Raw genomic sequence first — 26,792 nt, 5'->3', positions numbered from 1 at the left:
CCATGATAGATTGCGCGATTATTGGAGGTGGTCCTGCGGGTTTGAGTGCGGGGCTTTATGCCACTAGAGGCGGTGTTAAAAACGCCGTTTTATTTGAGAAAGGAATGCCTGGGGGGCAAATCACTGGCAGTAGTGAGATTGAAAACTATCCGGGCGTTAAGGAAGTGGTGAGCGGGTTGGATTTCATGCAACCATGGCAGGAGCAGTGCTTCCGCTTTGGCTTAAAGCATGAAATGACCGCTATTCAAAGGGTTTCTAAAAAAGGCTCTCATTTTGTTATTTTGGCAGAAGACGGCAAGACTTTTGAAGCTAAGAGCGTGATCATCGCTACCGGTGGTAGCCCTAAACGCACAGGCATCAAGGGCGAGTCAGAATATTGGGGTAAAGGCGTGAGCACTTGTGCGACATGCGATGGCTTCTTTTACAAAAATAAGGAAGTAGCGGTGCTTGGTGGGGGCGATACCGCCGTAGAAGAGGCGATTTATCTAGCCAACATCTGCAAAAAAGTCTATCTCATCCACAGAAGAGATGGTTTTAGGTGTGCACCTATCACTTTAGAGCATGCTAAAAACAATGATAAGATTGAGTTTTTAACCCCTTATGTGGTAGAAGAAATCAAGGGCGATGCTTCTGGCGTGTCTTCTTTAAGCATTAAAAACACAGCCACTAACGAAACAAGAGAATTGGTTGTGCCGGGATTTTTTATTTTTGTGGGTTATGATGTGAATAACGCCGTGTTGAAACAAGAAGATAACTCCATGCTATGCAAATGCGATGAATACGGATCTGTTGTCGTGGATTTTTCCATGAAGACGAATGTTCAGGGCTTGTTTGCGGCAGGAGATATTCGCATTTTTGCCCCTAAGCAAGTGGTTTGTGCTGCAAGCGATGGCGCTACGGCAGCCTTAAGCGTGATTTCTTATTTAGAACACCATTAAATCAAGCTTATAACCCTAGATTTAGGGTTATAAGTTCTCACTTCAAACATTCATTGGATTTTCAAAGCTTGTAATGTATTTTAGTTTTTTGTTTAATTGCAATGCGATTTCGTTCTCTTGCTTTGTTTTGATTAAATATTGATCACAAAATTTAAAAACGCTCAAAACATTTTTTACAATCAATATAATAAAAGAACTTGTTTGATCAAAAAAGCGCTCCTTAGGGGGTTGTGGGGATTTAGTTGGGGGCTGTAGGGGGAGAATTATTTTAATACCCCCTATTCTCTTAAGAGTTTTATTGTAAAACAGAGCCTAAAAACGATATACTCTATTAAAAATTATGGGAGTTTAAGCTTTGCGTGTTTTTATCATTTCTTTAAATCAAAAAGTGTGCGATACATTTGGTTTGGTTTTTAGAGACACCACGACTTTACTCAATAGCATCGATGCCACCCACCACCAAGCACAAATTTTTGATGCGATTTATTCTAAAACTTTTGAAGGCGGGTTGCACCCCTTAGTGAAAAAGCATTTACACCCTTATTTCATCACGCAAAACATCAAAGGCATGGGGGGGATTACAACCAATCCTATCAGTGAGGTTTCTAAGTTTTATTACGCTTTAAAATACCATGCGAAGTTTATGAGCTTGGGGGAACTTGGGTGCTATGCGAGCCATTATTCCTTGTGGCAAAAATGCATAGAGTTAGGTGAGCCTATTTGTATTTTAGAAGACGATATAACCTTGAAAGAGGATTTTAAAGAGGGCTTGGATTTTTTAGAAAAACACATCCAAGAGTTAGGCTATATCCGCTTGCATTTGTTGTATGATGCCAGTGTAAAAAGTGAGCCATTGAGCCATAAAAACCACGAGATACAAGAGCGTGTGGGAATCATTAAGGCTTATAGCCATGGGGTGGGGACGCAAGGCTATGTGATCACGCCAAAGATTGCCAAAGTTTTTTTGAAACACAGCCGAAAATGGGTTGTTCCTGTGGATACGATAATGGACGCTACTTTTATCCATGGCGTGAAAAATCTGGTGTTACAACCTTTTGTGATCGCTGATGATGAGCAAATCTCTACGATAGTGCGAAAAGAAGAACCCTATAGCCCTAAAATCGCTCTAATGAGAGAACTCCATTTTAAATTTTTGAAATGGTGGCAGTTTGTATAAATAAAAATTGTAAAAAATACCAACGAGCGTTTTAAAGTTGTCCTTATTTGATTGGAACAAAACCAGTTTTTAACCGCTTTTTAGAATGGATTGAATTTTTAAATGGATTTCAAAAGAGTTTATAGCCTCTTTTAGCTTCTATGTGCGATCTAGATAAGACGCATTAAGAGAATGGAGCACATTAGAAAACTATTTTCTAATTTTCTAATGCTTTAAGATTAAGACTTTTTAGGATTGGCTTCGGTTACCCTAATCGTTCTGCCCATAAAATCCGTATTGTCTAATTTAGCAATCGCTTCCCTAACGCCCTCTTCTTGCATTTCTACAAAGCCAAAACCTTTAGGTTTCTTCGTTTCTCTGTCATAGATCAGTTTGACATTAAACACTTTGCCAAATTGACTGAAAAGCTCCTTGACTTGCTCACTGGTAGCGCTATAAACCAAATTCCCTACATAAATGTTTTTCAAGATAAAATTCTCCGGTAAAAAAATGACAACATACCCATAAGAATATGAAAAAGTTATAAAAAAGTAACACTTCTAAAACCCAAACACATCCAAAACAGAAGTATGGTAGATTTTATCTAATGATTGCTTAAAAAATTATAAAAGCTATTAAAATTGGGTATTGATAATAAAATAGAACTTACACAAGCAAGCGGTAATTTTAAAAAGCGTTATTAAGGGATAAGGGGAATATGGTTTCAAAACCACCCCCCCTATCCTTTTAAAAGCTTTACCATGAAGCAAAGTTTAAAACACCATATCAAAGCCAAACAAGGACGCTTTGTTTAATGCCCTTCATCGGTTAAAACAGCCCCTGCCAAATACACATAAGTGAGGATCATAAAAACAAAAGCTTGTAAAATCCCCATAAAAAACAAGACCATAAAGGGCGCTACAGGAACCGCCCAAGGCACTAACAAAAGCATGATGAGCAAGAACATGTCATCGCCCTTGATATTCCCAAACAAACGAAACGATAAAGACACGATCCTAGAAAAATGCGAGATGATCTCAATAGGGAACATGAAAGGGGCGAGCCACTTCACAGGGCCTGCAAAATGAGCGAAATACTTAAAAAAGCCCTGCACTCTGATGCCTTCAAAATGGTAATAAAAAAACACAATCAGCGCTAAAACCAGCGTAAAGCTCCAGCTAGCCGTAGGGGATTCAAAGCCAGGAATAATGCCTATCATGTTAGAAAAAAAGACATACAAAGCGATCGTGCCAGCTAGGGGGAAGTATTTGCGGGCTAATTCTTCGCCTATAATATCCTTAGCCACGCTCAAAATCGCGCTAATGATGCTCTCATACACATTCTGCAAACCCATAGGCACCATTTGCATTTTGCGCGACGCGCCAAGCGAGATTAAAAACATCAAAACCGCTGTCAAAACAACAAAAAACCCGGTGATAAAATCATGATTGGAGCTAAAAAAATTAGCAATAGTAAATACTCTGTGTTCCATGAAAAAGTTTCTCTAAGCCTTATTGAAAATTTCCTTAATTGTAGCAATTAAGTTTTAAAAACTCATTAAATCAAGCTTTTTAACGAGTTTTCTAACGATTTGTCTTGTTTTCTTTTAAAATTCACCCATAATAATTAGGGGCTTCTTTAGTGATATCCACGCCATGCACATGGCTTTCTTTTAATCCTGCGCTAGTGATTTCTACAAATTCAGCGTTTTGATACAATTCCAAAATATTTTTCGCCCCCTGATACCCCATAGAAGAGCGCACGCCCCCTACTAATTGGAAAATCATATCCGAAACCTTACCACGATAAGGCACACGCCCCTCAATGCCTTCTGGGACTAACTTTTCACTCGCCACGCCCTCTTGAAAATACCTATCAGAGCTCCCTTTTGTCATAGCCCCAATGCTGCCCATGCCCCTATAGCTTTTATATTGCCTCCCTTGGTAAATCATAAAATCCCCTGGAGATTCTTCTGTGCCAGCGAGTAAAGAGCCTATCATCACGCTTGATGCCCCCAAAGCCAAAGCCTTAGCCACATCGCCTGAATAGCGAATCCCTCCATCTGCAATCACAGGAATATCAAATTTAGACGCCACTTCTACGCAATTATCAATCGCGCTCACTTGAGGCATTCCCACCCCGGCCACAATCCTAGTGGTGCAAATGCTTCCTGGCCCAATACCCACTTTAATAGCGTCCGCTCCCGCGCTAATTAAATCGCTTGTGGCTTCTTTAGTTACCACATTCCCCACAATCACATCCACTACCAAGCTTTTTTTAATCTCTTCTAAAGTGTGTAAAATATTCGCTGAATGCCCATGTGCGCTGTCTAGCACCAACGCATCCACCCCCGCTTTAACTAACATTTCAGCCCTATCCAACTGCCCCACTCCAATAGCCGCCCCCACTCTCAACCTCCCAAAATCATCTTTATTGGCCTCAGGGTATTCAATGCGTTTTTGAATGTCCTTGATCGTGATCAAGCCTTTTAAAACATTATCTTTATCCACAATGGGCAATTTTTCAATCTTATGCTTGTGCATCAAATCGCTCGCTTCATCCAAACTAATGCCCACATGAGCGGTAACTAAAGGCATTTTAGTCATCACATCGCCCACTTTTTTACTCAAATCGGTTTCAAAACGCACGTCTCTGTTGGTTAAAATCCCAATCAACAACCCCTTATCATCTACCACAGGCACGCCTGAAATCTTATAATTGTCCGTTATGACTTTAGCGTCCGCTAGCGTCCTGTGCGCATGGATAAAAATAGGATCATTAATCACCCCACTCTCGCTTTTTTTAACCTTAGTGATTTCTTTGACTTGCGTTTGAATATCCATGTTTTTATGCACGATGCCAATACCCCCAAGGCGCGCCATAGCAATAGCGGTTTTATGCTCTGTAACCGTATCCATAGCCGCGCTAATAAAGGGGATATTCAAACGAATGTTTTTAGTTAGGCGAGACTTTAAGCTCACATCTTTAGGTAAAACGCTGGACTTTCTAGGCACCATCAACACGTCTTCAAAAGTCAAAGCCCTTTGTAAAATTCTCATTTTCTATCCTTAATCTAACTTTAAATCTAATTCTTGCTCTAAAGCGTAAGAAACATCTAAAAGGCTTTGCTCATCAAAAGCCTTAGCAATGAATTGCATCCCTATGGGCAAGCCTAAAGGATCTTTGGCGACCGGTAAAGAAAGGGCCGGCAAACCGCTCAAATTCGCCCCAATCGTGTAAATATCGCTCAAATACATTTCTAAAGGGCTTGCATGGTAATTGAACAAATGAGCGCTCGTAGGAGCTACAGGGGTGAAAATCAAATCCACTTCTTCAAAAATCTTGTTGTATTGCTCTTTGATTATCAAACGCATTTGCTGGGCTTTCAAATAATAAGCGTCATAATACCCACTGCTTAAGACAAAATTCCCTAACATGATGCGCCGTTTCACCTCATCGCCAAAACCTTCACTGCGGCTTTTGAGATACAATTCTTTCAAATCTTTAATGTTTTGAGCCCTCCTCCCATAACGCACCCCATCGAATCTGGCCAGATTCGAACTCGCTTCAGCCATGCTGATAATATAATAAATAGAGATTTGATAATGCGAATCCAACATCTTTTTTTCCACAATCTCATGCCCCATTTCTTTCAAGGCTTTAAGGGTGTTTTCATAAGCGAGTTGCACTTCATTGCTCGCGTCTTTAATGTGATCCCTTAAGATAGCGATTTTAAAGCGTTTGTCTCTGTTAAGGTTTTTAAAGGTTTGCGTGGGTTTGAGATTCGCGCTCGTGGAATCCTTGCTATCATACCCACTAATTGCGTCAAATAAAATAGAAGCGTCTTCTACATTTTGCGTGATAGGCCCGATTTGATCAAAACTAGAGCAATACGCGATCAAACCATAACGGCTCACCCTCCCATAAGTGGGCTTTAACCCCACGCACCCACAATAACTCGCCGGCTGTCTGATAGACCCACCCGTATCGCTCCCTAAAGCCGCTACCGCCAAGCCACCAGCTACCGCTGCTGCGCTCCCTCCACTGCTCCCTCCAGGCACTCTGTTCTTATCTCGTGGGTTTTTAGTGATCCCATAGCAACTAGACTCTGTGGTGCTTCCCATCGCAAACTCGTCCATGTTAGAAAGCCCAAACCCTGCCATGCTGTTTTGGTGCAAGTTTTCCATCACGCTCGCATGATAAGAAGCGACATAGCCTTCTAAAATCTTACTGGAGCAAGTGATTTCCCACCCCTTCACGCTGATATTGTCTTTAATAAGAATCGGCACCCCTTTAGCGCTAGCGCCATTAAGGCTAGGGGCTTTAATGTAAGCGTTCAAATCTGAAGCTCTAACCTTAGCGTCAATTTCGTTTTTAAGGGTTTCTAATTCATCTTGGGATAAAGAAAGGGCTTGTTTTAAAGTGATCATGTTTTTAGCCTTACAAAAAATTTAATAGTAGTTTAACATGCTTACATATAAAACGAGCTTATAAGAGCGTTTTTAAAAAGCGTTCAACTCGCTTATTTAAATCTTTTAAACTGGAGCTGTTGTCTATAACATAATCGCTCATGGCGCGTTTTTGCTCTATATCCATTTGACAAGCTAAGCGTTGCAAGATTTCAGCCTCTTTGAGTGTGTCTCGCTCTAAAAGGCGCTCAATTTGTAAGGCCCTAGACGCATAGACTAAAACCACTTTACTCACAGGATAGCATTTTTTACCCCCAACTTCAAAAAACAAAGGGATGTCTAAAAAATACGCTTGATGATCCTTTTCTAATTCACAGGCTTTTTTAAGCATGCGTTCACGGATTAAGGGGTGCAAAAAATCTTCTAGCCATTTTAACTCATTAGGATTTTGAAACACGATCGCGCCAAGTTTTTTTCTGTTTAAAATATCTTTTTCTAAAATATCTGATCCAAAATGTTGGGCGATTTCTAGCCGATGCCCTTGTAATAATTGATGAGCGATCTTATCCGCATCTAGGATCTCATAACCTTGCGATTCCAATATTTTAAGGGTGGTGCTTTTACCGGTACCTATCCCCCCTGTGAGAGCGATAGCGTTTTTTAAGATCATTTTAAGATTTGATATTGTCTTTAAAGACTTCTTGTAAATTTTTAGGCAAAGCGAATGCGGCCCTATGGATGTCTTCGTTATAGTATCTCACGCTTGTTAGCGCTTCTATTTTTGGCACCATTAAATCTTTTAAGGGGTGGTTTTTAAAAGAAGCGTAAATATAACCCTTATTGCTCAAAATCCTTAAAGGCGCTACAAAAGGCATGGCAACAGAAAAAACTCCGCCCATGTTTTTAAGGGCGTTTTGCATGCTCACATGCTCTAATAACGGGTGTTTGGCTACCGAAATAAACACCCCATCTTCTTTAAGCATTCTTTTTAAACCATCTATTTTATGAATATCTGGCTCTTGCAAGCAAAGGATCAAATCGTATTTTTTAATGTCTAAATCTAAAAGTTGTTTAGCGTGCGTGAAATTCTTGTTGTTTTTCACTTCATGGAAATGGGGGAAAAAACTAATGAAGCTGTCTAAAATCTTTTCATCCGCTTGCACAAAATCTATACGCGTGTCGTATTTAAAAAGCTGGTGGGCTAATTCCAAATCAAACCCATCCACAATCAAAACTTCTTTAAGCTCTTTCTTGGTGCAACCTCCCATATGAGCGAGCAACTCGCTTTCAATGTGCAAAAAATTCTTGAACAACAACTGGCGGTTGAGCATCGCAATTTCACCAAAATCCTTAGATTTAAAAATCTCTAAGATATTATGCTCGCTTCTAACATCTAATAATTTCGCTTCTATGGTGTATTCTTTACGCAAATACGGCGTGATTTCTTGGGTGATCCACATAAACATTCCTTACTTTTTAATAATATCCATGCCTTTGAAACGCTAACATGCTACCCAAAAAAATCTAAATTGTCGTAATAAACGCCCTAACTTTGGCATTCTAAAAAAAGTTCCGTATCGCTCTTAAAGCGCTCTTTTTTAAAATCCAAATCAATACTGATGGCTTTATGCTGGCTGTCTAGTTTATCGGTTGAATGCTTTTTTAACACCATTTGACACTTTGAAATCTCAATGGCGTCTAAAGCCTTATCTACCATATAAAGATCATCGCTCTTTTTTTCTAACAAAAAGGATTCATAAAAAGGCCTCAAACTCAAATCGCTGTCATTGGTGGTATAAACATACGAAGAAATCTTGCCCTTAAATTGCGCGATTTGCGTTTTAGTGTCATTAAAAGTGAAAGTTTGGATCTGGCGATCTTTATCGTTTTGATCTTTTAAAAAACGCTTCAAGGCTTTGGATTTGATTTCTACCAACCATTGATCCCCTTCTTTACTCATCACAATATCCCCATTCTTTAAGGGGTAGAAATCTTGTTGGGAATATTCAATGAGTTTTGGATTTTTTGTTTTTCTTTTCGGTTTGTAAAGGAACGGGTTTTTTATATCATTATTGGCATTATTAGTGTTGTTGTGAGACTCATTTGGGTATAAGGGCGGGTTTTTTGTATCGTTATCGCTTGGCTCATTCAATAAAATCACAGAAGTTTCGGGGTTAAAAGAATCGTTTTCATCTTTAGTCAGTTGGGCGAAAGAATCTTTTTCTTCTGTAGGCTGATACACCATGTTTTGTAAAAAAATCGTTTCGCTAAAGACTTCATAATCCGAATCCACATAGCTGGGGCGTTTAGAGCCGTCATTTTCTTGCTCTTGGGTTTTTTTTTGCAATTTGATAAACCTCTCTTGCGAGCAAGCTAAAAAGCATATTAAAATCATTATTACCACGCCTATTTTTTTGACTAAAAACAATGCCAGACCCTTATTTAAGCTTTAAATAACTATAATATTGTAATCTAATTTTGATTAAATTGAAGCGATAAAAAAGATGAATACAAGCCATAAAACTTTAAAAACCATTGCGATTTTAGGCCAGCCTAATGTGGGGAAAAGCTCACTATTTAACCGCTTGGCTAGAGAAAGGATCGCTATCACTTCAGATTTTGCAGGCACTACACGAGACATTAACAAACGAAAAATCGCACTAAATGGCCATGAAGTGGAATTGCTAGACACAGGGGGCATGGCTAAAGACGCTCTTTTGTCTAAAGAAATCAAAGCCCTTAATTTAAAAGCCGCTCAAATGAGCGATTTGATTTTATACGTTGTGGATGGCAAGTCTATCCCTAGCGATGAAGACATCAAGCTTTTTAGAGAGGTTTTTAAGATCAACCCTAACTGCTTTTTAGTGATCAATAAGATTGATAACGACAAAGAAAAAGAGCGAGCTTATGCGTTTTCTTCTTTTGGCATGCCAAAGAGTTTTAATATCTCCGTTTCGCACAATAGGGGCATTAGTGCATTAATTGATGCGGTATTGAGTACGCTGAATTTAAATCAAATCATAGAGCAAGATTTGGATGCGGATATTTTAGAAAGCTTAGAAACCCCTAATAACGCTTTAGAAGAAAATAAAGAAGAAGAAATCATTCAAGTAGGCATCATTGGGAGAGTGAATGTGGGCAAAAGCTCGCTTTTAAACGTGCTCACGAAAAAAGAAAGGAGTCTTGTCTCTAGCGTGGCTGGCACGACCATTGATCCCATAGATGAAACCATTCTCATAGGCGATCAAAAAATCTGCTTTGTGGATACCGCTGGCATCAGGCATAGGGGTAAGATTTTAGGCATTGAAAAATACGCCCTAGAACGCACGCAAAAAGCCTTAGAAAAATCCCACATCGCGCTTTTAGTTTTAGACGTGAGCGCTCCTTTTGTGGAATTAGACGAAAAAATTAGCTCTTTAGCGGATAAACACTCTTTAGGCATCATTCTCATTTTAAACAAATGGGACATCCGCTACGCCCCTTATGAAGAAATCATGGCAACTTTAAAAAGGAAATTCCGTTTTTTAGAATACGCCCCCGTGATCACAACCAGCTGCTTAAAAGCGTGCCATATAGATGAAATCAAGCATAAAATCATAGAAGTCTATGAGTGTTTTTCCAAACGCATTCCCACGAGCTTGCTCAATAGCGTGATTTCTCAAGCCACCCAAAAACACCCCTTGCCAAGCGATGGCGGGAAATTAGTGAAAGTGTATTACGCCACGCAATTTGCCACCAAACCCCTCAAATCTCTCTTATAATGAATCGCCCTAAAGCCTTGCATTTCAGTTACAAACGCTATTTGATCAACACCTTAAGGAAAGAATTTAATTTTTTAGGCACGCCTTTAATCCTTAACGCTAAAGATAAAAAGAGCGTCCAGCAAAACTAATTTTTTATGCATTAAACCCCCTTAAAAAAGCGTTTTTGCTTGATTTATCTTTAGGATTTGATTATAATTACCGCTCAATCAGTCAGGCTAAGCGATTGAACGCTTGGTTTTGGCATCTATTAGAAAAGGGGTTATCCACATGAACAAAGCGGAATTTATTGATTTGGTTAAAGAAGCGGGTAAATACAACAGCAAAAGAGAAGCCGAAGAAGCGATCAGTGCCTTTACTCTAGCGGTAGAAACAGCTTTAAGCAAGGGTGAGAGCGTGGAGTTGGTTGGTTTTGGCAAATTTGAAACCGCAGAGCAAAAAGGCAAAGAGGGTAAAGTTCCAGGAAGCGATAAAACTTATAAAACCGAAGACAAACGAGTACCTAAATTCAAACCCGGTAAAATCCTTAAACAAAAAGTTGAAGAAGGCAAGTAAATTTGATCCACTCAGCAAGGGGCTTACCAACAGATGGTAAGTTTCTTGCTTTATTATGTCCTTGTAGCTCAGCTGGATAGAGCGTATGATTCCTAATCGTAAGGTCGTGGGTTCGAATCCCGCCAAGGACACCATTTGCACTATTTTTACTACCATAAGGATTTAAAATAGTCGTTGTTTGTGTTATTTGTGAAAAAAGTTGGTAGTTAAAAAATTAAAAAAAATTAAAAACTCTTTTTGAATTATTATTAAAAATTTAATCTTATCCTTAAAAAGCACTCAAAAAAATATTTTATTTCTCATCTTATTTAAAAAATATTCAAAGCATTTTTTACAATTAAAAAGATCTTTCAAAAAACAAGCGATAATCTCTTAAAAAGCGCTTTTTAGGGGGTTTTAGTTGTGGGTTGTAGGGGAGAATTTTTCAAAATGCCCCCTACCCCCTTAAGAAAATGAATTTAAAAATCAAACTTAAAAAATGGGTTTTATTATAAGAATAAAACCTTAAAACGATACAATCAAGCCATTAAAATCCCCCTTTTTTAAAAAATTGAGTTATCCCTATTAAAAATTTTAGGAAAGCCAAAAATAAATCATAACCCCTAGACTTTAAACTTAAAGCTCACTAGCCTTATAAGCTTAATAAGAATATCCGCATGACAAATCCCTTCAAAAATGATATAATAGACTTGATGAACTCATTTTAAGGAAAATGCCCATGCGTTTGCACACTGCCTTTTTTGGTATTAATTCATTGCTTGTTGCCTCTCTTTTGATAAGTGGTTGCAGTCTTTTTAAAAAGCGTAACACTAACGCTCAGTTAATCCCCCCTTCAGCTAATGGCTTGCAAGCCCCCATTTATCCCCCAACCAATTTCACCCCCAGAAAGAGCATTCAGTCTCTCCCAAGCCCTCGCCTTGAGAATAACGATCAGCCCATCATTAGCTCTAACCCCACTAACGCTATCCCTAACACCCCCATTCTCACGCCTAATAATGTCATTGAATTGAACGCAGTGGGCATGGGCGTGGCTCCAGAATCCACCATTTCGCCCTCTCAAGCCCTAGCTTTAGCCAAGCGAGCCGCTATTGTTGATGGCTACCGCCAATTGGGTGAAAAAATGTATGGCATCAGGGTGAACGCTCAAGACACCGTCAAAGACATGGTTTTACAAAATTCCGTGATTAAAACGAGGGTGAATGCTCTCATTCGTAACGCTGAAATCACTGAGACCATCTATAAAGACGGCTTGTGTCAAGTGAGCATGGAGCTTAAATTAGACGGCAGGATTTGGTATCGTATTTTGAGCGGAGCGAGAGGATAAACCCTCTTACTCTATAACCATGCGGTATTTTAAAAACGCTTTTTTATTATTTTTCATGACGCTTTTTTTTGTCTCTTGCTCCAAGTACCCTTTTTCTAAGCAAACCCCCAAAACTAGGGAGCAAATCAGACAAGAAGAAGCCAATAAAAAAAGAGAAGAGACTTTGAATGCCTTGCGCCAATTCAGGCTCATTTATATTAACACGCCGGTTTTTCGCTTTTATGATTACGGCACGATTAAAACCGATAAAGACCATAATATTGAAGTAACCCTTTATAAGCTCAGCCAAAGAGTGGGCGATATTTATATGACTAAACGAAACATTTGTTTTAGCCAAAAATGTTCGGCTAAATGGATTGCTGCAAGGGATTTGTTTGGTAAGGTGAGCTATGGGGATTTGTTTGATGACATTGTTTTAGGGAGGGATATTTTTAAAGGCTTAGGGAAACGCCACCTAACCCCTGAATACGTGATCCAAAGGTTTCAAAAAAGCGGGGAAATTATCCTTTATGAAAGAAAAAATGGCCTGATTTCTTTCCAGAATTTGACGCAAAAAATTGCTATTAGGATTGAACCCTATGAGCCTTCTTTGCAAGATTTAGAAGATAATGAAAACGCTGACAGCGAGCTCCAATGAAAAACTTTTCCCCATTCTGTTATTTTAAAAAGCTCAAAAAACGCCATTTAATCGCTTTGAGCCTGCCCTTGCTTTCTTATGCCAATGGCTTTAAAATCCAAGAACAAAGCCTAAATGGCACGGCTTTAGGCTCGGCGTATGTCGCTGGGGCTAGGGGGGCTGATGCTTCCTTTTATAACCCGGCGAATATGGGCTTTACTAACGATTGGGGTGAAAACAGAAGCGAATTTGAAATGACCACCACCGTGATTAATATCCCGGCCTTTAGCTTTAAAGTCCCTACGACTAATCAAGGCTTGTATTCAGTTACGAGCTTACAAATTGATAAAAGCCAACAAAATATTTTAGGCATCATCAACACTATAGGGCTTGGCAATATCCTTAAAGCGCTTGGCAACACGGCCGCTACCAATGGCTTATCACAAGCTATCAATCGGGTTCAAGGGCTTATGAATCTAACCAATCAAAAAGTCGTAACCCTCGCTTCAAATCCTGATTCTCAAATCGTGAATGGCTGGACGGGGACGACTAATTTTGTTTTACCCAAATTCTTTTATAAAACGCGCACGCATAACGGCTTCACTTTTGGGGGGAGTTTTACCGCTCCTAGCGGACTAGGCATGAAATGGAATGGTAAGGGGGGGGAATTTTTGCATGACGTGTTTATCATGATGGTAGAGCTTGCCCCTAGCATGAGCTACACTATCAATAAACGCTTTTCAGTGGGCGTGGGCTTAAGAGGGCTTTATGCGACCGGGAGCTTTAATAACACCGTTTATGTGCCCTTAGAAGGCGCTTCGGTTTTGAGCGCGGAGCAAATCTTAAACTTGCCCAACAATGTTTTTGCCGATCAAGTGCCAAGTAACATGATGACTTTATTGGGCAATATTGGCTATCAGCCGGCGCTTAATTGCCAAAAAGCCGGTGGGGACATGAGCGATCAGAGCTGTCAAGAGTTTTACAACGGCTTGAAAAAAATCATGGGTTATAGCGGTTTAATCAAAGCGAGCGCGAATCTTTATGGCACGACTCAAGTCGTGCAAAAGTCTAACGGGCAAGGCGTATCAGGGGGTATAGAGTGGGTTCGAGTTTGCGTGTGTTTGATCATGGCATGTTTTCTGTGGTGTATAATTCTTCAGTTACCTTTAACATGAAAGGCGGTTTGGTGGCTATCACAGAGCTTGGCCCTTCTTTAGGGAGCGTTTTGACTAAAGGCAGCTTGAATATCAATGTTTCACTCCCCCAAACTTTAAGCTTAGCCTACGCCCACCAATTTTTTAAAGATCGCCTAAGGGTTGAAGGGGTGTTTGAGCGCACCTTTTGGAGTCAAGGGAATAAATTTTTAGTAACCCCTGATTTTGCGAACGCCACTTACAAGGGCTTAAGCGGGACGGTGGCTTCACTAGACTCTGAAACGCTTAAAAAAATGGTAGGCCTAGCGAATTTTAAAAGCGTGATGAACATGGGGGCTGGCTGGAGGGACACCAACACCTTTAGATTAGGGGTAACTTACATGGGTAAAAGCCTTCGTCTAATGGGCGCTATTGATTATGATCAAGCCCCAAGCCCCCAAGACGCGATAGGCATTCCGGACTCTAATGGCTATACCGTGGCTTTTGGGACTAAATACAATTTTAGGGGCTTTGATTTAGGCGTAGCGGGGAGTTTCACTTTTAAGAGCAACCGCTCCAGTTTATATCAATCCCCAAGTATTGGGCAATTGAGAATCTTTAGCGCTTCCTTAGGCTATCGCTGGTAAAACATGCCAAATCATCAAAACATGTTGGATAACCAAACGATTTTAATCACCGGAGGCACCGGGAGTTTTGGCAAACGCTTTGCGCGTAAAGTTTTAGACACCACCAACGCTAAAAAAATCATCGTTTATAGCCGAGATGAATTAAAGCAAAGCGAAATGGCCATGGAATTTAACGATCCCAGGATGCGTTTTTTTATCGGCGATGTTAGGGATTTAGAGCGCTTGAATTACGCTTTAGAGGGCGTGGATATTTGTATCCATGCAGCCGCGCTCAAGCATGTGCCTATCGCTGAATACAACCCCCTAGAATGCATTAAAACCAATATCATGGGAGCGAGCAATGTGATTAACGCATGCTTAAAAAATGAAGTGAGCCAGGTCATCGCTCTAAGCACCGATAAAGCCGCTAACCCCATTAACCTCTACGGTGCAACCAAATTGTGCAGCGACAAGCTCTTTGTGAGCGCGAATAATTTTAAAGGCTCTTCTCAAACGCAATTTAGCGTGGTGCGTTATGGTAATGTGGTGGGGAGTCGTGGGAGCGTGGTGCCGTTTTTTAAGAAATTAGTCCAAAACAAAGCGAGTGAAATCCCTATCACCGATATTCGCATGACACGATTTTGGATCACCTTAGATGAGGGGGTTTCTTTTGTGCTTAAAAGCTTGAAAAGAATGCATGGGGGGGAAATTTTTGTGCCTAAAATCCCTAGCATGAAAATAACTGATCTCGCCAAAGCCCTAGCCCCCAATACCCCTACTAAAATCATAGGGATTCGTCCGGGCGAAAAACTCCATGAAGTGATGATCCCTAAAGATGAAAGCCATTTAGCCCTAGAATTTGAAGACTTTTTTATCATTCAGCCCACCATAAGCTTCCAAACGCCTAAAGATTACACGCTCACCAAACTCCACGAAAAGGGTCAAAAAGTCGCCCCTGATTTTGAATACAGCAGCCATACTAATAACCAATGGCTAGAGCCTGATGATTTATTGAAATTATTATGAATTTTTTAGAAGATTTGTTTTACCCCTTAAGATTGTTAGAAAACAAGCGTGTTTTATTGCTCGTGAGTGGCTCTATTGCGGCGTATAAATCCCTAGAATTAGTGCGTTTGTTGTTTAAAAGCGGGGCTAGTATCCAAGTGGTGATGAGTGAGAGCGCAAAAAAATTCATCAAGCCCTTAAGTTTTGAAGCTTTGAGCCACCATAAAGTCTTGCATGATCGTAATGAAAAATGGTATTACAACCACCAAAACGCCTTACACCATAACCACATCGCATGCGCTGCTAATGCTGATTTACTCATCTTTGCCCCTTTAAGCGCTAACAGCCTGTCTAAAATCGCTCATGCTTTAGCGGATAATACCATCAGCGCAACTTTTTTAGCTTGCGCTTCCCCTAAAATCCTAGCCCCTAGCATGAACACTAACATGCTCAATTCCCCTATCACTCAAAGTAATTTAAAACGCTTGAAAGATTCCAACCACATTATTTTAGACACGCAAAACGGTCTTTTAGCATGCGACACTAAAGGCGATGGAGCGATGGCTGAGCCTTTAGAAATCCTTTTTAAAGCCGCTCAAACGCTCCTAAAAGACGCTTATTTTGAAAACAGAGAAGTCATAATCATGGGCGGCGCAAGTATAGAAAAGATTGACAGCGTTAGAATTATTAGCAATCTTTCTAGCGGGATTCAAGCGAGCGCTTTGGCTTTAGCGTTATATTTTAAGGGAGCCAAAGTTACTTTGATTGCATCAAGCTTCCCCACTCCTTTGCCTAAAGAAATCGCAAGCGTTTCCGTTAGCGACACCGCTTCTTATGAAAACGCCCTGAATAACGCCGCTAACAACTTGCAAAAACATGCCTTAAAACCCCTACTCTTCAATTTAGCCGCCATTAGCGATTATTTGCCTAAAACTTCTTTCAACCATAAGCTTAAAAAAAGCGAACTGGGCGAAACCCTAAACATTGAATGCGTTCAAAATAAGGATCTACTGGCTTCTGTCAATCCTAATCAATTCGTTAAAATCGGCTTTAAAGCCGAAGACGATCAACAAAACGCTATCAAAAACGCTCAAAATCTTTTAAAACCTTTTCAAGATAACGGCAAGGATTGCTCTGTGGCCGCTTTGAATCTCATTAAAGATTCACGCCCTTTTGGATCATTAGAGAATGAATTGTGGCTCTTTAGCCATAAAAAAACCCAAAAAATCCCTTCTATGAATAAATTAGAAGCGAGTTTTAAAATCCTTGATTTTATCAAAGACAACGCCCTTTAATGCTAGAAGCCCTAAACGCCCTAAACCAGCTTAATGCTCTTCATTCCAAAAACGCCGCACACCATTTTAACGCTGCCTTACCCATTCTTTTAAAGGTTTTAGAAAAACAAGATAAAGATCTTTTTCTTTTGCAAGTGGGTAATAAAATTATCCCCACCAGAAGCGAACAGGAATTGAAAATCAATCAGCCCTATTTTGCGACTATGCAAAGAAATCAGCTGGGCGATATTGTGCTTAAAAATTTAGTGCCTGCCCCAAAAATCTTAGACGCATTAAACGATTTGCCCACCCTTGAAATGAAACAAATCAAAGAAATATTGAGCACCAAAGACAATACCCCTTTAAAAGAATACAAAGAACTTTTGAGCGAAAAATTAGTCCATGCTAAAAATCCGCAAGAGTTTTTGAATACAGCCAACATGCTTTTGAGCTTGCAATCGCAGGTTTTAAGCTTTGTAATTGAAAACGAACGCAAAAAAGCCTTTTTACAGATAAAAGCCAAAAAACAAAGCGTTGATTTTTACGCTCTGTATCCTAACTTGGGCGAAATTGGCGGCGTTATTTATTTGAAAGAAAAAGAAAAACAACTTTTTTTAAAAACCACCCTCCAAAGGACCAAAGAGGTTTTAAAAGAGGCTCAAAACACCCTTTTAGGCTTTTCTTTTGTGGAAATTGTGTGCGAAAAAACCCCCATGCTTTTTGCCTTTGAAGAGCGCTTATTGGATACGCTGGGGTAAAACTTTTAGCGTTTTAAAACGCCTTTATGATGGATTTCAGCGCTTTTAAATCCAATAAAAAAGCGATACCTTTTTTTACTTTAATCCATGCAAAATTTTAAAATCCCTCACGCATTGTTTAAAAGTTTTCCAACCGCTAAGGCTTTATCTTTGGCTTGCGTGATTGCGCTAATGACTGCGATACCCCCATATTCGCGCAATTTTGAAGCGTTATGCATCGTGATGCCCCCAATCGCTATGAGAGGTTTTTTTACCCCGCTGTCTCGTATTTTTTTTAAAAGCTCTACGCCTACAACTTGTTTAGCGTCTTTTTTAGATGGTGTGGGGAAAATAGGGCCTACCCCTAAATAGGCTATATGATCTAAATGGCGCGCTTTTAGGGCTTGCTCTAAAGTGTTGACGCTCAAACCGATAAAAAGGCGCTTTTTGCATAAAGTTATTACCTCTTCTATAGCCATGTCTTCTTGCCCCACATGCACGCCATCAGCCTTTAATTCTAGCGCGAGTCGCACCTCATCATTAATAATAAAAGGCGCGCCGTATTTTTGGCATAATTTTTGACACTCTAGGGCTAATCGTTTGATTTGAGTAGGATCTTGTAAGGCTAAATCGCCTTTTTGGCGGAATTGAAACGCTGTGATTTGAGATTGTAAAGCTAATTCTAAAGTGTCTAAAAGCGCGTTTATCCTATCGTTTTTGCCGCCCTTTATGTGGTAGAAGTCTTGCGAACCAGCCACAAACATGAGTTTCAAACAATTCGCATCAAACAAGCTTTTTAACGCTCCACAAATTCAAAGGCCCATGCCCATGCCCAATGTTTAAGGGGTTTTGAATGATGATAGTTAAAAGCTCTTTAGCCTTTGTGATAGCGTTTTTTAAATCCAACCCTTGAGCGAGTAAGCCCACAATCAAGCTAGACAGAACACAACCCGTGCCATGCGTGTTTTTCGTGTTAAAGCGCTTGGCGTTTAGGATAAATTCAATATCTTCTAAAAACACCCAGTCGTTGCTAAATTCCCCTTGAAAACGCTCTGTATGCCCCCCTTTAATCACAGCGTTTTTAACGCCTAAATCCCTTAAAATACCCATCGCTTTTGAAGCGCTTTTATCGTCTCGCACTTGAACGCCTGTGAGCGCATAAACTTCAGGGAGGTTAGGGGTTAGTAAATTGGTTTTAGGTAAAAGGCGTTTTTTTAAGCTTAAAATCGCCTCTTCTTCTAAAAGCAAGGCCCCATTCTTTGCCACCATGACCGGATCTAAAACGCACAACCCAAAATCACAAGTTTCTAAAGCGTCTGCCACGCATTCAATGATTTGATTATTGCATAACGCCCCCATTTTGAACGCCTTGATAGAAAAATCATCTCTAATGGCTAAGATTTGCGCTTCCACGCTCTCAACGCTCAACGGATAAACCCCATGCACGCCCTGTGTGTTTTGCGCGGTGATGCAAGTGATCACGCTTGTCCCAAACACGCCCAAAGTTTGAAACGCTTTCAAATCGGCCTGTATCCCAGCGCCCCCACCGCTATCGCTGCCAGCAATACTTAAAACTTGCGGATAAACTTTCACAATACTTCCTTAATAAGGCTATTTTCTAACTTTATGGGCAAGCTTAGAGCGTCTAAAAAATAAAACAAGAACGAACCATTGGAGCCGTTATTTTCCAACACTTTTTTTTGCGCATTAAAAGCGGCTTGTTTATAGAAAGCACAAAGTTGCGCCATAGAATCTAGGGGGTCTTTTTTCAAACCTAAAAAGCTCGCACATGCTGCACTATGCAAACACCCAGCCCCAGTAATAAGCGCTAAATATTCGCTCCCCCCAGTAATACTCAAAACTTTTTTCCCATCGCTCACGTAATCTGTTTTACCCGTCATTACGGCTATCACAGAATATTTTTGAGCCGCTCGTTTGATTATTTCTACAGGCGTGTTGGCATCATGAGAGTCTAACCCCTTACTTTCGCAAGAAATACCCACTAAAGAGCCTAATTCGGCAGCATTGCCCCTAAGCGCGCTAACCCCTTCGCTTTCTAAAAGCTCTAAACTTGTGTCATAGCGCAAAGCGCTCGCTGAACACCCCACAGGATCTAACACGATGGGTTTATTCAGAGCCTTGTAACGTTTGATAGCCTCTTTAGCACATAAAATGGTGCGATCATTAAGGGTGCCAATATTGATAGCGAGCGCGTCAGAAATTTTTGCTAAATCGGGCATTTCAGCAATCGCATCGCTCATCAAAGGCGATGCCCCTAAGGCTAACAAACCATTAGCCACAAATTGCGCCGCCACATAATTAGTGATATTATGCACTAAAGGGCGTTTTTGGCGTAATTCCTTTAACACCACAAGCCTCCTTAAAATTTCTTTTATTTTACAAAAAATCCATTAAACGGCGCTGTCTTTGAGCTTTAATACAAAAGCGTTCATGAACTATTTTTCATTAACCCCATTTTTCTTAACCCCATTTTTCTTAACCCCATTTTTCTTAACCCCATTTTTCTTAACCCCATTTTTCTTAAATATAGCGCTAGTGAGATCACAAAAGCGGTGGAAAAAACGAGAAAGGCTTGCAGCGACTTTTTCTTTCACCTCTTGATAGCGCGAATTTTTGTCAAACCTGGAGGGTTTTTCTTCAATGATTTCAGGGAATTTTGTCCCGCTGAAATTGATTTCACCCCCACTAAAGGCATGCTGCATGAACGAATAGGCTTTTTCTTCATTCAAGCGGTTTTCTTCTATGATATTTTGGAATTCCTCTTCTCTTTTTTGGTGGATATAATCTTGAAAATACGCATGGACTTCTTGGTCTTTGTTGTATTTGTCAATGAAATCCATGATCAAATCTTTTTTATTCCTTAACTCTATGCTGGAGTTAAGGATCGGCTCTATTTTGGTTTTAACGCCTTGAATTTCTAGAACATCCTCTTTAGCAAACTCTTCAATCAAATTCAAAATATAGTCAATATTGACTTCCACTTGCTTGATGAGTTCAATTTCAAAAATCAAATCATCATTAATCTCTTCTTTATCCCTCCCTTTTTCTGACCTCATTGCATCGTAAAAATCAAGGTATTTGCTTTGATAGTCTTGAAAATCCCTGGGATTGATGTAATCGTCTTTGTTGAAATTTTCAAAGCTGTTTAAAATATTTTCCAATTTCAAAATCTTGCCAAAAAGCTTAATGAAATCCTTTTTCTGGCTTTCTGAAATGATGGGCTCTTTTAAGGGAAATTCGCTTAAAAGCCTTCCAATCAAACCCTCATAGCCCTCGTATTCTTTATGATTATCCGCATAGCCTTTCAAATAATCTTCGTATTTCCTTAATAGCGCAATAGATTGAGCGTCCTTATTGCCAAAAAGCATGAGAGCGTCATTCAAATCCTGCTCTAAATCCCTAAAACACACGATATTCCCATGCGTTTTAACGCTGTCTAAAATGCGGTTGGTGCGTGAAAAAGCCTGAATTAGCCCATGGTATTTCAAATTTTTATCCACCCAAAGGGTGTTGAGCCTTGTAGCGTCAAACCCGGTAAGGAACATGTTTGCCACCATTAAAAGATCGATTTCACGATCCTTCATTTTTTGAGAAAGATCCTTATAATAGCTTTGGAATTTTTGATCCGAAGTGTCAAAAGAAGTTTTAAACATCCCGTTATAATCCGCAATCGCACTCTCTAAAAAATCCCTTAAGCTTTCGTCTAGCCCACTAGCGCTTTCATTGTTTTCATCTTCTAACGCTTCAATTTCTTCATTAGCGCTATAACTGAAAATGGCAGCGATTTTAAGGTCGTGTTTTTCTTCTTTAAAGGCTTGGTAGTATTTTTTCAACGCTTCTATACTAGAACAAGCCAGAATGGAATTGAATTTTTTATTTTTAGTGGCTTGATTGAAACGCTCTACAATGCATTTAGTAATTTTTTTGATCCTCCTACTATCTAAAAGGGCGTTTTTTTCATCAACCGCTCTAACCTTATTATCTTTAATGTCCTCTTTAGCTTTAATGGTGTTGTGGTATTCCACCCTAAAGGGCAAAACATTTTTATCCCTGATCGCATCAATAATGGTGTATTGGTGGAGGCATTTCCCAAACTTCTGCTCTGTCGTGCCTAACGGGTTGTTTTTATCGCAATTCTTTGCAAAAATGGGCGTGCCGGTGAAGCCAAAAAGGTGGTATTTTTTAAACGCTTTAGTGATAGTTTGATGCATGGAACCTAACTGACTCCTGTGGCATTCATCAAAAATTACCACCACTTCTTCATTAAAAATCGCATGCCCTTTAGAGTGGGCTTTAACGAATTTGTCTAATTTTTGGATCGTGGTGATAATGATTTTAGCGCTAGGGTTTTCAAGCTGTTGTTTTAAAATCTTGGTGCTTGTGTTGGAATTAGCGCAATCTTTTTGGAATTTATCGTATTCTTTCATGGTTTGATAGTCCAAATCCTTCCTATCCACCACAAACAAAACCTTTGAAACATGTTCTAATTCTTTAGCCAACGTTGCGCTTTTAAAGCTCGTTAAGGTTTTACCGCTCCCTGTCGTGTGCCAGATATAGCCTCCGCTCTGGCTTTTCGTTTTACTATTTTGCGCGGTTTTGATTTGTTCTAAAATCCTTTCGGCCGCCACGATTTGATAAGGCCGCATCACCAATAAAACCTCTTCGCTCGTGAAAACGCAATAGCGCGTTAAAATATTCAAAAGGCTGCGCTTTGCAAAAAACGACTTGGCAAAATCCATTAAATCCTCAATATTATGATTCTTGCTGTCCGCCCAATAATTCGTGAATTCAAAAGTATCGGCTTTATGGTTTTTTTCCAGTTGGGCTATTCTGGTGGTGTTTGAATAGTATTTAGAGCTCGTGCCGTTACTGATGACAAAAATCTGCACGAATTCAAAAAGCCCGTCTTCAGCGCTAAAACTATCCCTTTTATAGCGCTTGATTTGATTAAACGCCTCCCTGATCGCCACGCCTCTTTTTTTCAATTCCACATGCACTAAAGGCAAGCCATTCACAAGGATGCTCACGTCATAGCGGTTTTGATACTTCCCCCCTTCATTGCTGTATTGGTGGATCACTTGCAAGGCGTTTCTATGGATATTTTTCTTATCAATGATTTTAACGTTTTTGGTTTGGCCATTCTCTAGGGTTAAATTAAAAATCGGATCTTCTTGGATTTTTTTCGTTTTAGCCTTATAATCTTCGTTTTTATTAGCGATGAATTGAGAATAAAGAGTGTCCCATTCTTTAGGCGTGAAACAATGATCATTAAGCTTTTCTAACTGCTCTTTTAAATTGTCTTTTAATTCCTTTTCATTGTGGATTTTTTTAAATTCATAGCCTTGTTTTTCTAAAAGCGCGATAAACGCCCTTTCTAGCTCTGCTTCGCTCCCATAAGCGCTTTTCCTCTCACTATCGCTATGAAATTCCGCTACTACCGTGCTTTCATTGCTTTCTGCGATCGTCTCATAATTCATGTTATTCCTTGTCAACTTCTTTATTTGGGGTTAGGGGTTTGAAGGTCAGTAATTTTTCTCGGTAATATTCGTATTGTTTTTTTCGGGCTTTTATTTCAGCGGGGATACCGGCTAATAAATCGGTGGTTAAAAGTGAAAATTGATCCAAAATCTTAACGATCTCTTGTTGGATCTCTAGGGGTGGGATGGGGATGGTTATTTTTTTTAAATTTTCTTGGTTTATTTTTGGCGGAGTTCCAGCAACACAATAGCTAACATCTATCGTTTGTAAATAAAAATATAAAAACTTTAATTTTAATTCATTTTTTGTTTGAAGCACATGAGCATGATTATTCACCCATATTTTTCCGCTTGCCCAATTCACAACAGGAGTATTATCCTTATTGATAACGCTCCCATCTTCACCAACTAGCACAAAATCCCCATCAAAAATATAACTATCAATATAATCTTGAATTCCATTTGCTCCATAATAAGGATAAATTCCCGGATTTCTTTTATTTTTCGCAATTGGGATACGCCGATTATCTAAAATTTCACACACCTCCCCCAACTTCCTAAACTCCACCCCCTTAGGCGCTAGAGTGTGGAGTAAGGTTTTCAAGCGTTTAGGGTAGGGTTTTTGCGCTAATCTTTCTTTAGCGTCTTTATGGCTTTGGTTAATATCGTTAAAGTCTAAAAGCATGTTTTGGTAATACTGGTATTGCTTTTTTCGCGCGTTTAATTCTGTGTTTAATTCTGTGTTTAATTCTGTGAAAGCGTCCAAAATCTTAACGATCTCTTGTTGGATCTCTAGGGGCGGGATGGGGAACTTATGTTTTTTAAAAGCGGTCATATCCACAGAAGCAAAACCTGAAACATTAATATTATTTTTGCACCATTCCCCTAAAAGAAAGCATTGGTAAAAAAAGAATTTCATGTCTAAAGCAAGATCACAATTCGCTTTTTTGCTTAAAAAAGTGAATCGTTGATTCGCTAACGAATCAACGATTAAAAGGGCGTGCTCTCCTATCGTTGCCGTTGTAGAAATGATAATAGAATTTTTAGGGAATAATTTCTTACCCTTTAAAGCCTTTGGGGTAATGTGTTGGATAGAGTCTTTTAAAATCCTCCCATTTTCTCTAAGGTCTTCCATTCTAAACCAAGGGATAGTCCCATTTTTCCAAAATTCAGGATTGTTTTTTGATGGGGTGTAACCATTTTTAATTTCAAAAACCTCTTCAAGCGTTTTAAACTCCACCCCATTAGGCGCTAGAGTTTGGAGTAAGTGCTCTATTTTATGCATTTTGCCCCCCTTAAGCTTCTAACTCTTTGATGATTAATTCAAGGCGGTTCCTTAAAGCGCTTTGTTTTTCTACGATTTGAGAAATCTCACTATTGAGCGCTTTAATGTCAATGGCTTCTTTGGTGTCTTCTTGCTCCACATAGCGGTTGACGGAGAGATTGTAATCGTTTTCTTGGATTTTCTCTATATTAGCTAGAGCCGAAAAATGCTTGATGGCTTTCCTTTCAATATAGGTTTGCAAAATCCTTTCTCGGTTATACTCTTTGAGCTTGTTTTTCTTGCCTTCTTTGACAAATTCCTTACTCGCATCAATAAAAAGCGTGGTGTCGTCTTTTTTGTTTTTCTTAAGCACTAAAATGCAAGTAGCGATACTCGTTCCAAAAAAGAGGTTATCAGGCAAAGCGATCACGCAGTCAATGACATTCTCTTTGACTAAATATTCTCTGATTTTTGCTTCAGCGTTCCCTCTATAAAGCACCCCGGGAAATTCCACGATCGCAGCCGTGCCGCTATTGGATAAATAAGAAAGCATGTGCATGGTGAAAGCGAGATCGGCGGCGTTTTTGGGCGCTAGCGCACCGGCCGGGCTAAAGCGCTCATCATTCATTAAAATGGGGCTGTTATCGCCCACCCATTTAGTGGAATAGGGAGGGTTGGAAACGATCGCATCAAAAGGCTCATCGTCTTCATGTTTTGGATCTAAAAGCGTGTCCCCTAGCGCGATGTGGAATTTAGTGTAATTGATGTCATGCAAAAACATGTTGATGCGGCAAAGGTTGTAAGTGGTCAAATTGATTTCTTGCCCAAAATACCCTTTTGAGACGTTTTTATCGCCTAGCACTTTAGAAAATTGTAAGAGTAAGCTCCCGCTCCCACAGCATGGGTCATAAACTTTATTGACGCTCTCTTGGCCGTGCAGGGCGATTTTAGCGAGCAGTTCGCTCACTTCTTGGGGGGTGAAATATTCCCCTCCGCTTTTGCCGGCATTGCTCGCATACATCGCCATTAAATATTCATAAGCGTCGCCAAAAACATCGATCCCGCTTTGTTGGTAGTCGCCTAATTGCATGCCCCCTATGGCTTGAAGGATTTTAGTCAATTTTTCCACCCTATTTTGATGAGAGCTCCCTAACTTGTTGCTATTGACGTCTAAATCCGCAAACAAGCCTTTGACGTTTTCTTCTGATGGAGTGCCAAGGCTGGATTTTTCTATTTCGTTAAAAATGTTTTGTAAGGTTACATTGAGATCTTCGTTACTAGGCGCGTTTTTTAAAACGTTACAAAATAAAGCACTTGGCGGGATGAAAAAGCCTTTTTCTTCAATGGTTGATTTTCTTACGATTTGAGCCTCTTCATCGCTTAATGAAGCGTAATCAAAATTCGGATCAAGCTTTCGCTCGTATTCATTGTGGTGATTAGCCATGTTTTCTGAAATGTAGCGGTAAAAAAGAACGCCTAAAACGTATTGCTTGAAATCCCAGCCATCCACTGAGCCTCTCAATTCGTTCGCCACTTTCCAAATGGTGTTGTGCAATTCGTTACGCTCTAATGAAGAAGATGCATGCTCGTTGTTTTTCCCATTCGCTTGAGTGTTTTTGTTTTCCATGATGGTATAAGCCCTTTTTTGTGTTTTTTTGATTGGCGGTTTTGTTTGGCGTTGTCAGCCTTTAAAGGTTTCATTATAGCAAAGAATATTATTTTTTTATTCCTTGCGCTTTCCATGCGTTTGTGGGATAAATAAGCTATAATCCCATTTCTAAAAGTCATTTTTTAAAAGGGGTTTGAATGGTATTTGACAGAACAATCAGCGTAAGAGAGAAAAAAGCGGCTAAAACGCTTGGGATTATTGGGATCGTCTTTTTTATTTTGTTTGGCGTCGTAATAAGCGGGGTGGCTTTTCAAAAAGAGTGGGTGCAACAATTGGATTTATTTTTTATAGACTTGATCCGCAATCCTGCCCCCATTCAAAAAAGTGCATGGCTTTCTTTCGTGTTTTTTAGCACTTGGTTTGCGCAAAGCAAGCTCACCACTCCTATAGCCTTACTCATTGGCTTGTGGTTTGGGTTTCAAAAACGCATCGCTTTGGGGGTGTGGTTTTTCTTTAGCATCTTATTAGGTGAATTCACCTTAAAATCCCTTAAGCTTTTAGTGGCGCGCCCACGGCCTGTAACCAATGGCGAATTGGTTTTTGCGCATGGCTTTAGTTTCCCCAGCGGGCATGCTTTAGCTTCAGCGCTTTTTTACGGCTCCTTGGCGTTGTTGTTATGCTATTCTAACGCCAACAATCGCATTAAAACTATTGGTGCTATTATTTTGCTTTTTTGGATTTTTTTAATGGCGTATGATAGGGTTTATTTAGGGGTGCATTACCCTAGCGATGTTTTAGGAGGGTTTTTATTAGGGACTGCTTGGTCGTGCTGTTCTTTAGCGCTTTATTTGGGGTTTTTGAAACGCCCTTACAAAATCGCTTAAAGC

Annotated in this window: 23 protein-coding genes, 1 tRNA gene and 2 pseudogenes; 12 read left to right on the top strand and 14 right to left on the bottom strand. The window is 39.8% G+C overall.

Annotation, left to right across the window (positions count from 1 at the left end; all coding sequences use genetic code 11):
• The first annotated feature begins 2 nt into the window (after positions 1-2).
• Both trxB and D2C78_05105 read left to right on the top strand, forming a co-directional pair.
• Positions 3-938: a thioredoxin-disulfide reductase gene (gene trxB, locus D2C78_05110; GenBank protein QEF35316.1), complete on the top strand. Its 936-nt coding sequence runs from the start codon at positions 3-5 to the stop codon at positions 936-938.
• Positions 939-1,293: 355 nt separating this feature from the next.
• Positions 1,294-2,115: a glycosyltransferase family 25 protein gene (locus D2C78_05105; GenBank protein ID QEF35315.1), complete on the top strand. Its 822-nt coding sequence runs from the start codon at positions 1,294-1,296 to the stop codon at positions 2,113-2,115.
• Positions 2,116-2,333: 218 nt separating this feature from the next.
• Here the strand turns inward: D2C78_05105 and D2C78_05100 are convergent, their stop codons facing one another.
• The 7 genes from D2C78_05100 to D2C78_05070 all read right to left on the bottom strand — a co-directional run bounded on the left by D2C78_05100 (position 2,334) and on the right by D2C78_05070 (position 8,931).
• Positions 2,334-2,582 (bottom strand): RNA-binding protein, encoded by a 249-nt coding sequence (locus D2C78_05100; GenBank protein ID QEF35314.1) that lies wholly within the window; start codon positions 2,580-2,582, stop codon positions 2,334-2,336.
• Positions 2,583-2,905: 323 nt separating this feature from the next.
• Positions 2,906-3,586 (bottom strand): ATP synthase subunit A, encoded by a 681-nt coding sequence (locus D2C78_05095; protein QEF35313.1) that lies wholly within the window; start codon positions 3,584-3,586, stop codon positions 2,906-2,908.
• 121 nt (positions 3,587-3,707) lie between these two features.
• Positions 3,708-5,153: an IMP dehydrogenase gene (locus D2C78_05090; protein ID QEF35312.1), complete on the bottom strand. Its 1,446-nt coding sequence runs from the start codon at positions 5,151-5,153 to the stop codon at positions 3,708-3,710.
• 9 nt (positions 5,154-5,162) lie between these two features.
• Positions 5,163-6,524, bottom strand: a complete 1,362-nt coding sequence (gene gatA, locus D2C78_05085; protein QEF35311.1) for an Asp-tRNA(Asn)/Glu-tRNA(Gln) amidotransferase GatCAB subunit A — start codon at positions 6,522-6,524, stop codon at positions 5,163-5,165.
• A gap of 58 nt (positions 6,525-6,582) precedes the next feature.
• Positions 6,583-7,173 (bottom strand): dephospho-CoA kinase, encoded by a 591-nt coding sequence (locus tag D2C78_05080; protein ID QEF35310.1) that lies wholly within the window; start codon positions 7,171-7,173, stop codon positions 6,583-6,585.
• Position 7,174: 1 nt separating this feature from the next.
• Entirely contained in the window at positions 7,175-7,963 is a 789-nt protein-coding gene (gene speE, locus D2C78_05075) for a spermidine synthase (protein ID QEF35309.1), read from the bottom strand.
• Positions 7,964-8,049: 86 nt separating this feature from the next.
• Positions 8,050-8,931, bottom strand: a complete 882-nt coding sequence (locus D2C78_05070; GenBank protein ID QEF35308.1) for a hypothetical protein — start codon at positions 8,929-8,931, stop codon at positions 8,050-8,052.
• 76 nt (positions 8,932-9,007) lie between these two features.
• On the opposite strand from D2C78_05070, the pseudogene der reads away from it, so the two are divergent.
• The 9 genes and pseudogenes from der (at position 9,008) to D2C78_05025 (ending at position 17,555) form a co-directional block, all read left to right on the top strand.
• A pseudogene (gene der, locus D2C78_05065) lies at positions 9,008-10,395 on the top strand (ribosome biogenesis GTPase Der).
• A gap of 139 nt (positions 10,396-10,534) precedes the next feature.
• Positions 10,535-10,819: an HU family DNA-binding protein gene (locus D2C78_05060; GenBank protein QEF35307.1), complete on the top strand. Its 285-nt coding sequence runs from the start codon at positions 10,535-10,537 to the stop codon at positions 10,817-10,819.
• Between the two features lie 57 nt (positions 10,820-10,876).
• Positions 10,877-10,953 (top strand) — tRNA-Arg (locus tag D2C78_05055).
• Positions 10,954-11,537: 584 nt separating this feature from the next.
• Positions 11,538-12,143: a hypothetical protein gene (locus tag D2C78_05050; GenBank protein ID QEF35306.1), complete on the top strand. Its 606-nt coding sequence runs from the start codon at positions 11,538-11,540 to the stop codon at positions 12,141-12,143.
• Between the two features lie 19 nt (positions 12,144-12,162).
• Positions 12,163-12,780, top strand: a complete 618-nt coding sequence (locus tag D2C78_05045) for a hypothetical protein (protein QEF35305.1) — start codon at positions 12,163-12,165, stop codon at positions 12,778-12,780.
• Positions 12,777-14,539 (top strand): annotated as a pseudogene (locus tag D2C78_05040) (transporter). Before D2C78_05045 ends, D2C78_05040 begins: the two are co-directional and overlap by 4 nt.
• A 3-nt stretch (positions 14,540-14,542) precedes the next feature.
• Entirely contained in the window at positions 14,543-15,544 is a 1,002-nt protein-coding gene (pseB, locus tag D2C78_05035; GenBank protein ID QEF35304.1) for a UDP-N-acetylglucosamine 4,6-dehydratase (inverting), read from the top strand.
• A complete protein-coding gene (coaBC, locus tag D2C78_05030) occupies positions 15,541-16,818 on the top strand; it encodes a bifunctional phosphopantothenoylcysteine decarboxylase/phosphopantothenate--cysteine ligase CoaBC (protein ID QEF35303.1) in 1,278 nt (425 codons plus the stop codon). The genes pseB and coaBC overlap by 4 nt, the downstream gene beginning before the upstream one ends.
• Complete coding sequence (locus tag D2C78_05025; GenBank protein ID QEF35302.1) at positions 16,818-17,555, top strand: hypothetical protein; 738 nt, start codon at positions 16,818-16,820, stop codon at positions 17,553-17,555. The genes coaBC and D2C78_05025 overlap by 1 nt, the downstream gene beginning before the upstream one ends.
• Before the next feature lie 107 nt (positions 17,556-17,662).
• Here D2C78_05025 and D2C78_05020 read toward each other — a convergent pair whose 3' ends face one another.
• From D2C78_05020 to D2C78_04990, 7 genes are all read right to left on the bottom strand, one after another.
• Complete coding sequence (locus tag D2C78_05020; GenBank protein ID QEF35301.1) at positions 17,663-18,325, bottom strand: thiamine phosphate synthase; 663 nt, start codon at positions 18,323-18,325, stop codon at positions 17,663-17,665.
• Complete coding sequence (thiD, locus tag D2C78_05015; protein QEF35300.1) at positions 18,318-19,130, bottom strand: bifunctional hydroxymethylpyrimidine kinase/phosphomethylpyrimidine kinase; 813 nt, start codon at positions 19,128-19,130, stop codon at positions 18,318-18,320. The genes D2C78_05020 and thiD overlap by 8 nt, the downstream gene beginning before the upstream one ends.
• On the bottom strand, positions 19,124-19,942 hold the full coding sequence (gene thiM, locus D2C78_05010) for a hydroxyethylthiazole kinase (protein ID QEF35299.1): 819 nt from the start codon (positions 19,940-19,942) through the stop codon (positions 19,124-19,126). The genes thiD and thiM overlap by 7 nt, the downstream gene beginning before the upstream one ends.
• A 48-nt stretch (positions 19,943-19,990) precedes the next feature.
• Positions 19,991-22,918: a type I restriction endonuclease subunit R gene (locus D2C78_05005; GenBank protein QEF35820.1), complete on the bottom strand. Its 2,928-nt coding sequence runs from the start codon at positions 22,916-22,918 to the stop codon at positions 19,991-19,993.
• 115 nt (positions 22,919-23,033) lie between these two features.
• Positions 23,034-24,317: a restriction endonuclease subunit S gene (locus tag D2C78_05000; GenBank protein QEF35298.1), complete on the bottom strand. Its 1,284-nt coding sequence runs from the start codon at positions 24,315-24,317 to the stop codon at positions 23,034-23,036.
• Positions 24,318-24,327: 10 nt separating this feature from the next.
• Positions 24,328-25,923, bottom strand: a complete 1,596-nt coding sequence (locus D2C78_04995) for a type I restriction-modification system subunit M (GenBank protein ID QEF35297.1) — start codon at positions 25,921-25,923, stop codon at positions 24,328-24,330.
• Positions 25,863-26,084: a type I restriction endonuclease subunit M gene (locus D2C78_04990; GenBank protein QEF35296.1), complete on the bottom strand. Its 222-nt coding sequence runs from the start codon at positions 26,082-26,084 to the stop codon at positions 25,863-25,865. The genes D2C78_04995 and D2C78_04990 overlap by 61 nt, the downstream gene beginning before the upstream one ends.
• 18 nt (positions 26,085-26,102) lie before the next feature.
• Here D2C78_04990 and D2C78_04985 point away from each other — a divergent pair, with 18 nt between their 5' ends.
• On the top strand, positions 26,103-26,789 hold the full coding sequence (locus D2C78_04985; GenBank protein QEF35295.1) for a PAP2 family protein: 687 nt from the start codon (positions 26,103-26,105) through the stop codon (positions 26,787-26,789).
• Positions 26,790-26,792: the final 3 nt, after the last annotated feature.

The organism is Helicobacter pylori, assembly GCA_008032935.1.
Classification (GTDB): domain Bacteria; phylum Campylobacterota; class Campylobacteria; order Campylobacterales; family Helicobacteraceae; genus Helicobacter; species Helicobacter pylori_CX.
The sequence above is the reverse complement of the archived record's forward strand: the minus strand, read 5'-3'. Positions and strand labels throughout refer to the sequence as shown.

Bases quoted from the DNA above. Each gene is read 5' to 3' on its own strand.
- D2C78_04995 (QEF35297.1), bottom strand. From the start codon at position 25,923: ATGGAAAACAAAAACACTCAAGCGAATGGGAAAAACAACGAGCATGCA.
- D2C78_04985 (QEF35295.1), top strand. From the start codon at position 26,103: ATGGTATTTGACAGAACAATCAGCGTAAGAGAGAAAAAAGCGGCTAAA.
- D2C78_05095 (QEF35313.1), bottom strand. From the start codon at position 3,586: ATGGAACACAGAGTATTTACTATTGCTAATTTTTTTAGCTCCAATCAT.
- D2C78_05090 (QEF35312.1), bottom strand. From the start codon at position 5,153: ATGAGAATTTTACAAAGGGCTTTGACTTTTGAAGACGTGTTGATGGTG.
- D2C78_05000 (QEF35298.1), bottom strand. From the start codon at position 24,317: ATGCATAAAATAGAGCACTTACTCCAAACTCTAGCGCCTAATGGGGTG.
- speE (QEF35309.1), bottom strand. From the start codon at position 7,963: ATGTGGATCACCCAAGAAATCACGCCGTATTTGCGTAAAGAATACACC.
- trxB (QEF35316.1), top strand. From the start codon at position 3: ATGATAGATTGCGCGATTATTGGAGGTGGTCCTGCGGGTTTGAGTGCG.
- D2C78_05045 (QEF35305.1), top strand. From the start codon at position 12,163: ATGCGGTATTTTAAAAACGCTTTTTTATTATTTTTCATGACGCTTTTT.
- D2C78_05060 (QEF35307.1), top strand. From the start codon at position 10,535: ATGAACAAAGCGGAATTTATTGATTTGGTTAAAGAAGCGGGTAAATAC.
- gatA (QEF35311.1), bottom strand. From the start codon at position 6,524: ATGATCACTTTAAAACAAGCCCTTTCTTTATCCCAAGATGAATTAGAA.
- D2C78_05025 (QEF35302.1), top strand. From the start codon at position 16,818: ATGCTAGAAGCCCTAAACGCCCTAAACCAGCTTAATGCTCTTCATTCC.
- coaBC (QEF35303.1), top strand. From the start codon at position 15,541: ATGAATTTTTTAGAAGATTTGTTTTACCCCTTAAGATTGTTAGAAAAC.
- pseB (QEF35304.1), top strand. From the start codon at position 14,543: ATGCCAAATCATCAAAACATGTTGGATAACCAAACGATTTTAATCACC.
- D2C78_05080 (QEF35310.1), bottom strand. From the start codon at position 7,173: ATGATCTTAAAAAACGCTATCGCTCTCACAGGGGGGATAGGTACCGGT.
- D2C78_04990 (QEF35296.1), bottom strand. From the start codon at position 26,084: ATGACTTTTAGAAATGGGATTATAGCTTATTTATCCCACAAACGCATG.
- D2C78_05050 (QEF35306.1), top strand. From the start codon at position 11,538: ATGCGTTTGCACACTGCCTTTTTTGGTATTAATTCATTGCTTGTTGCC.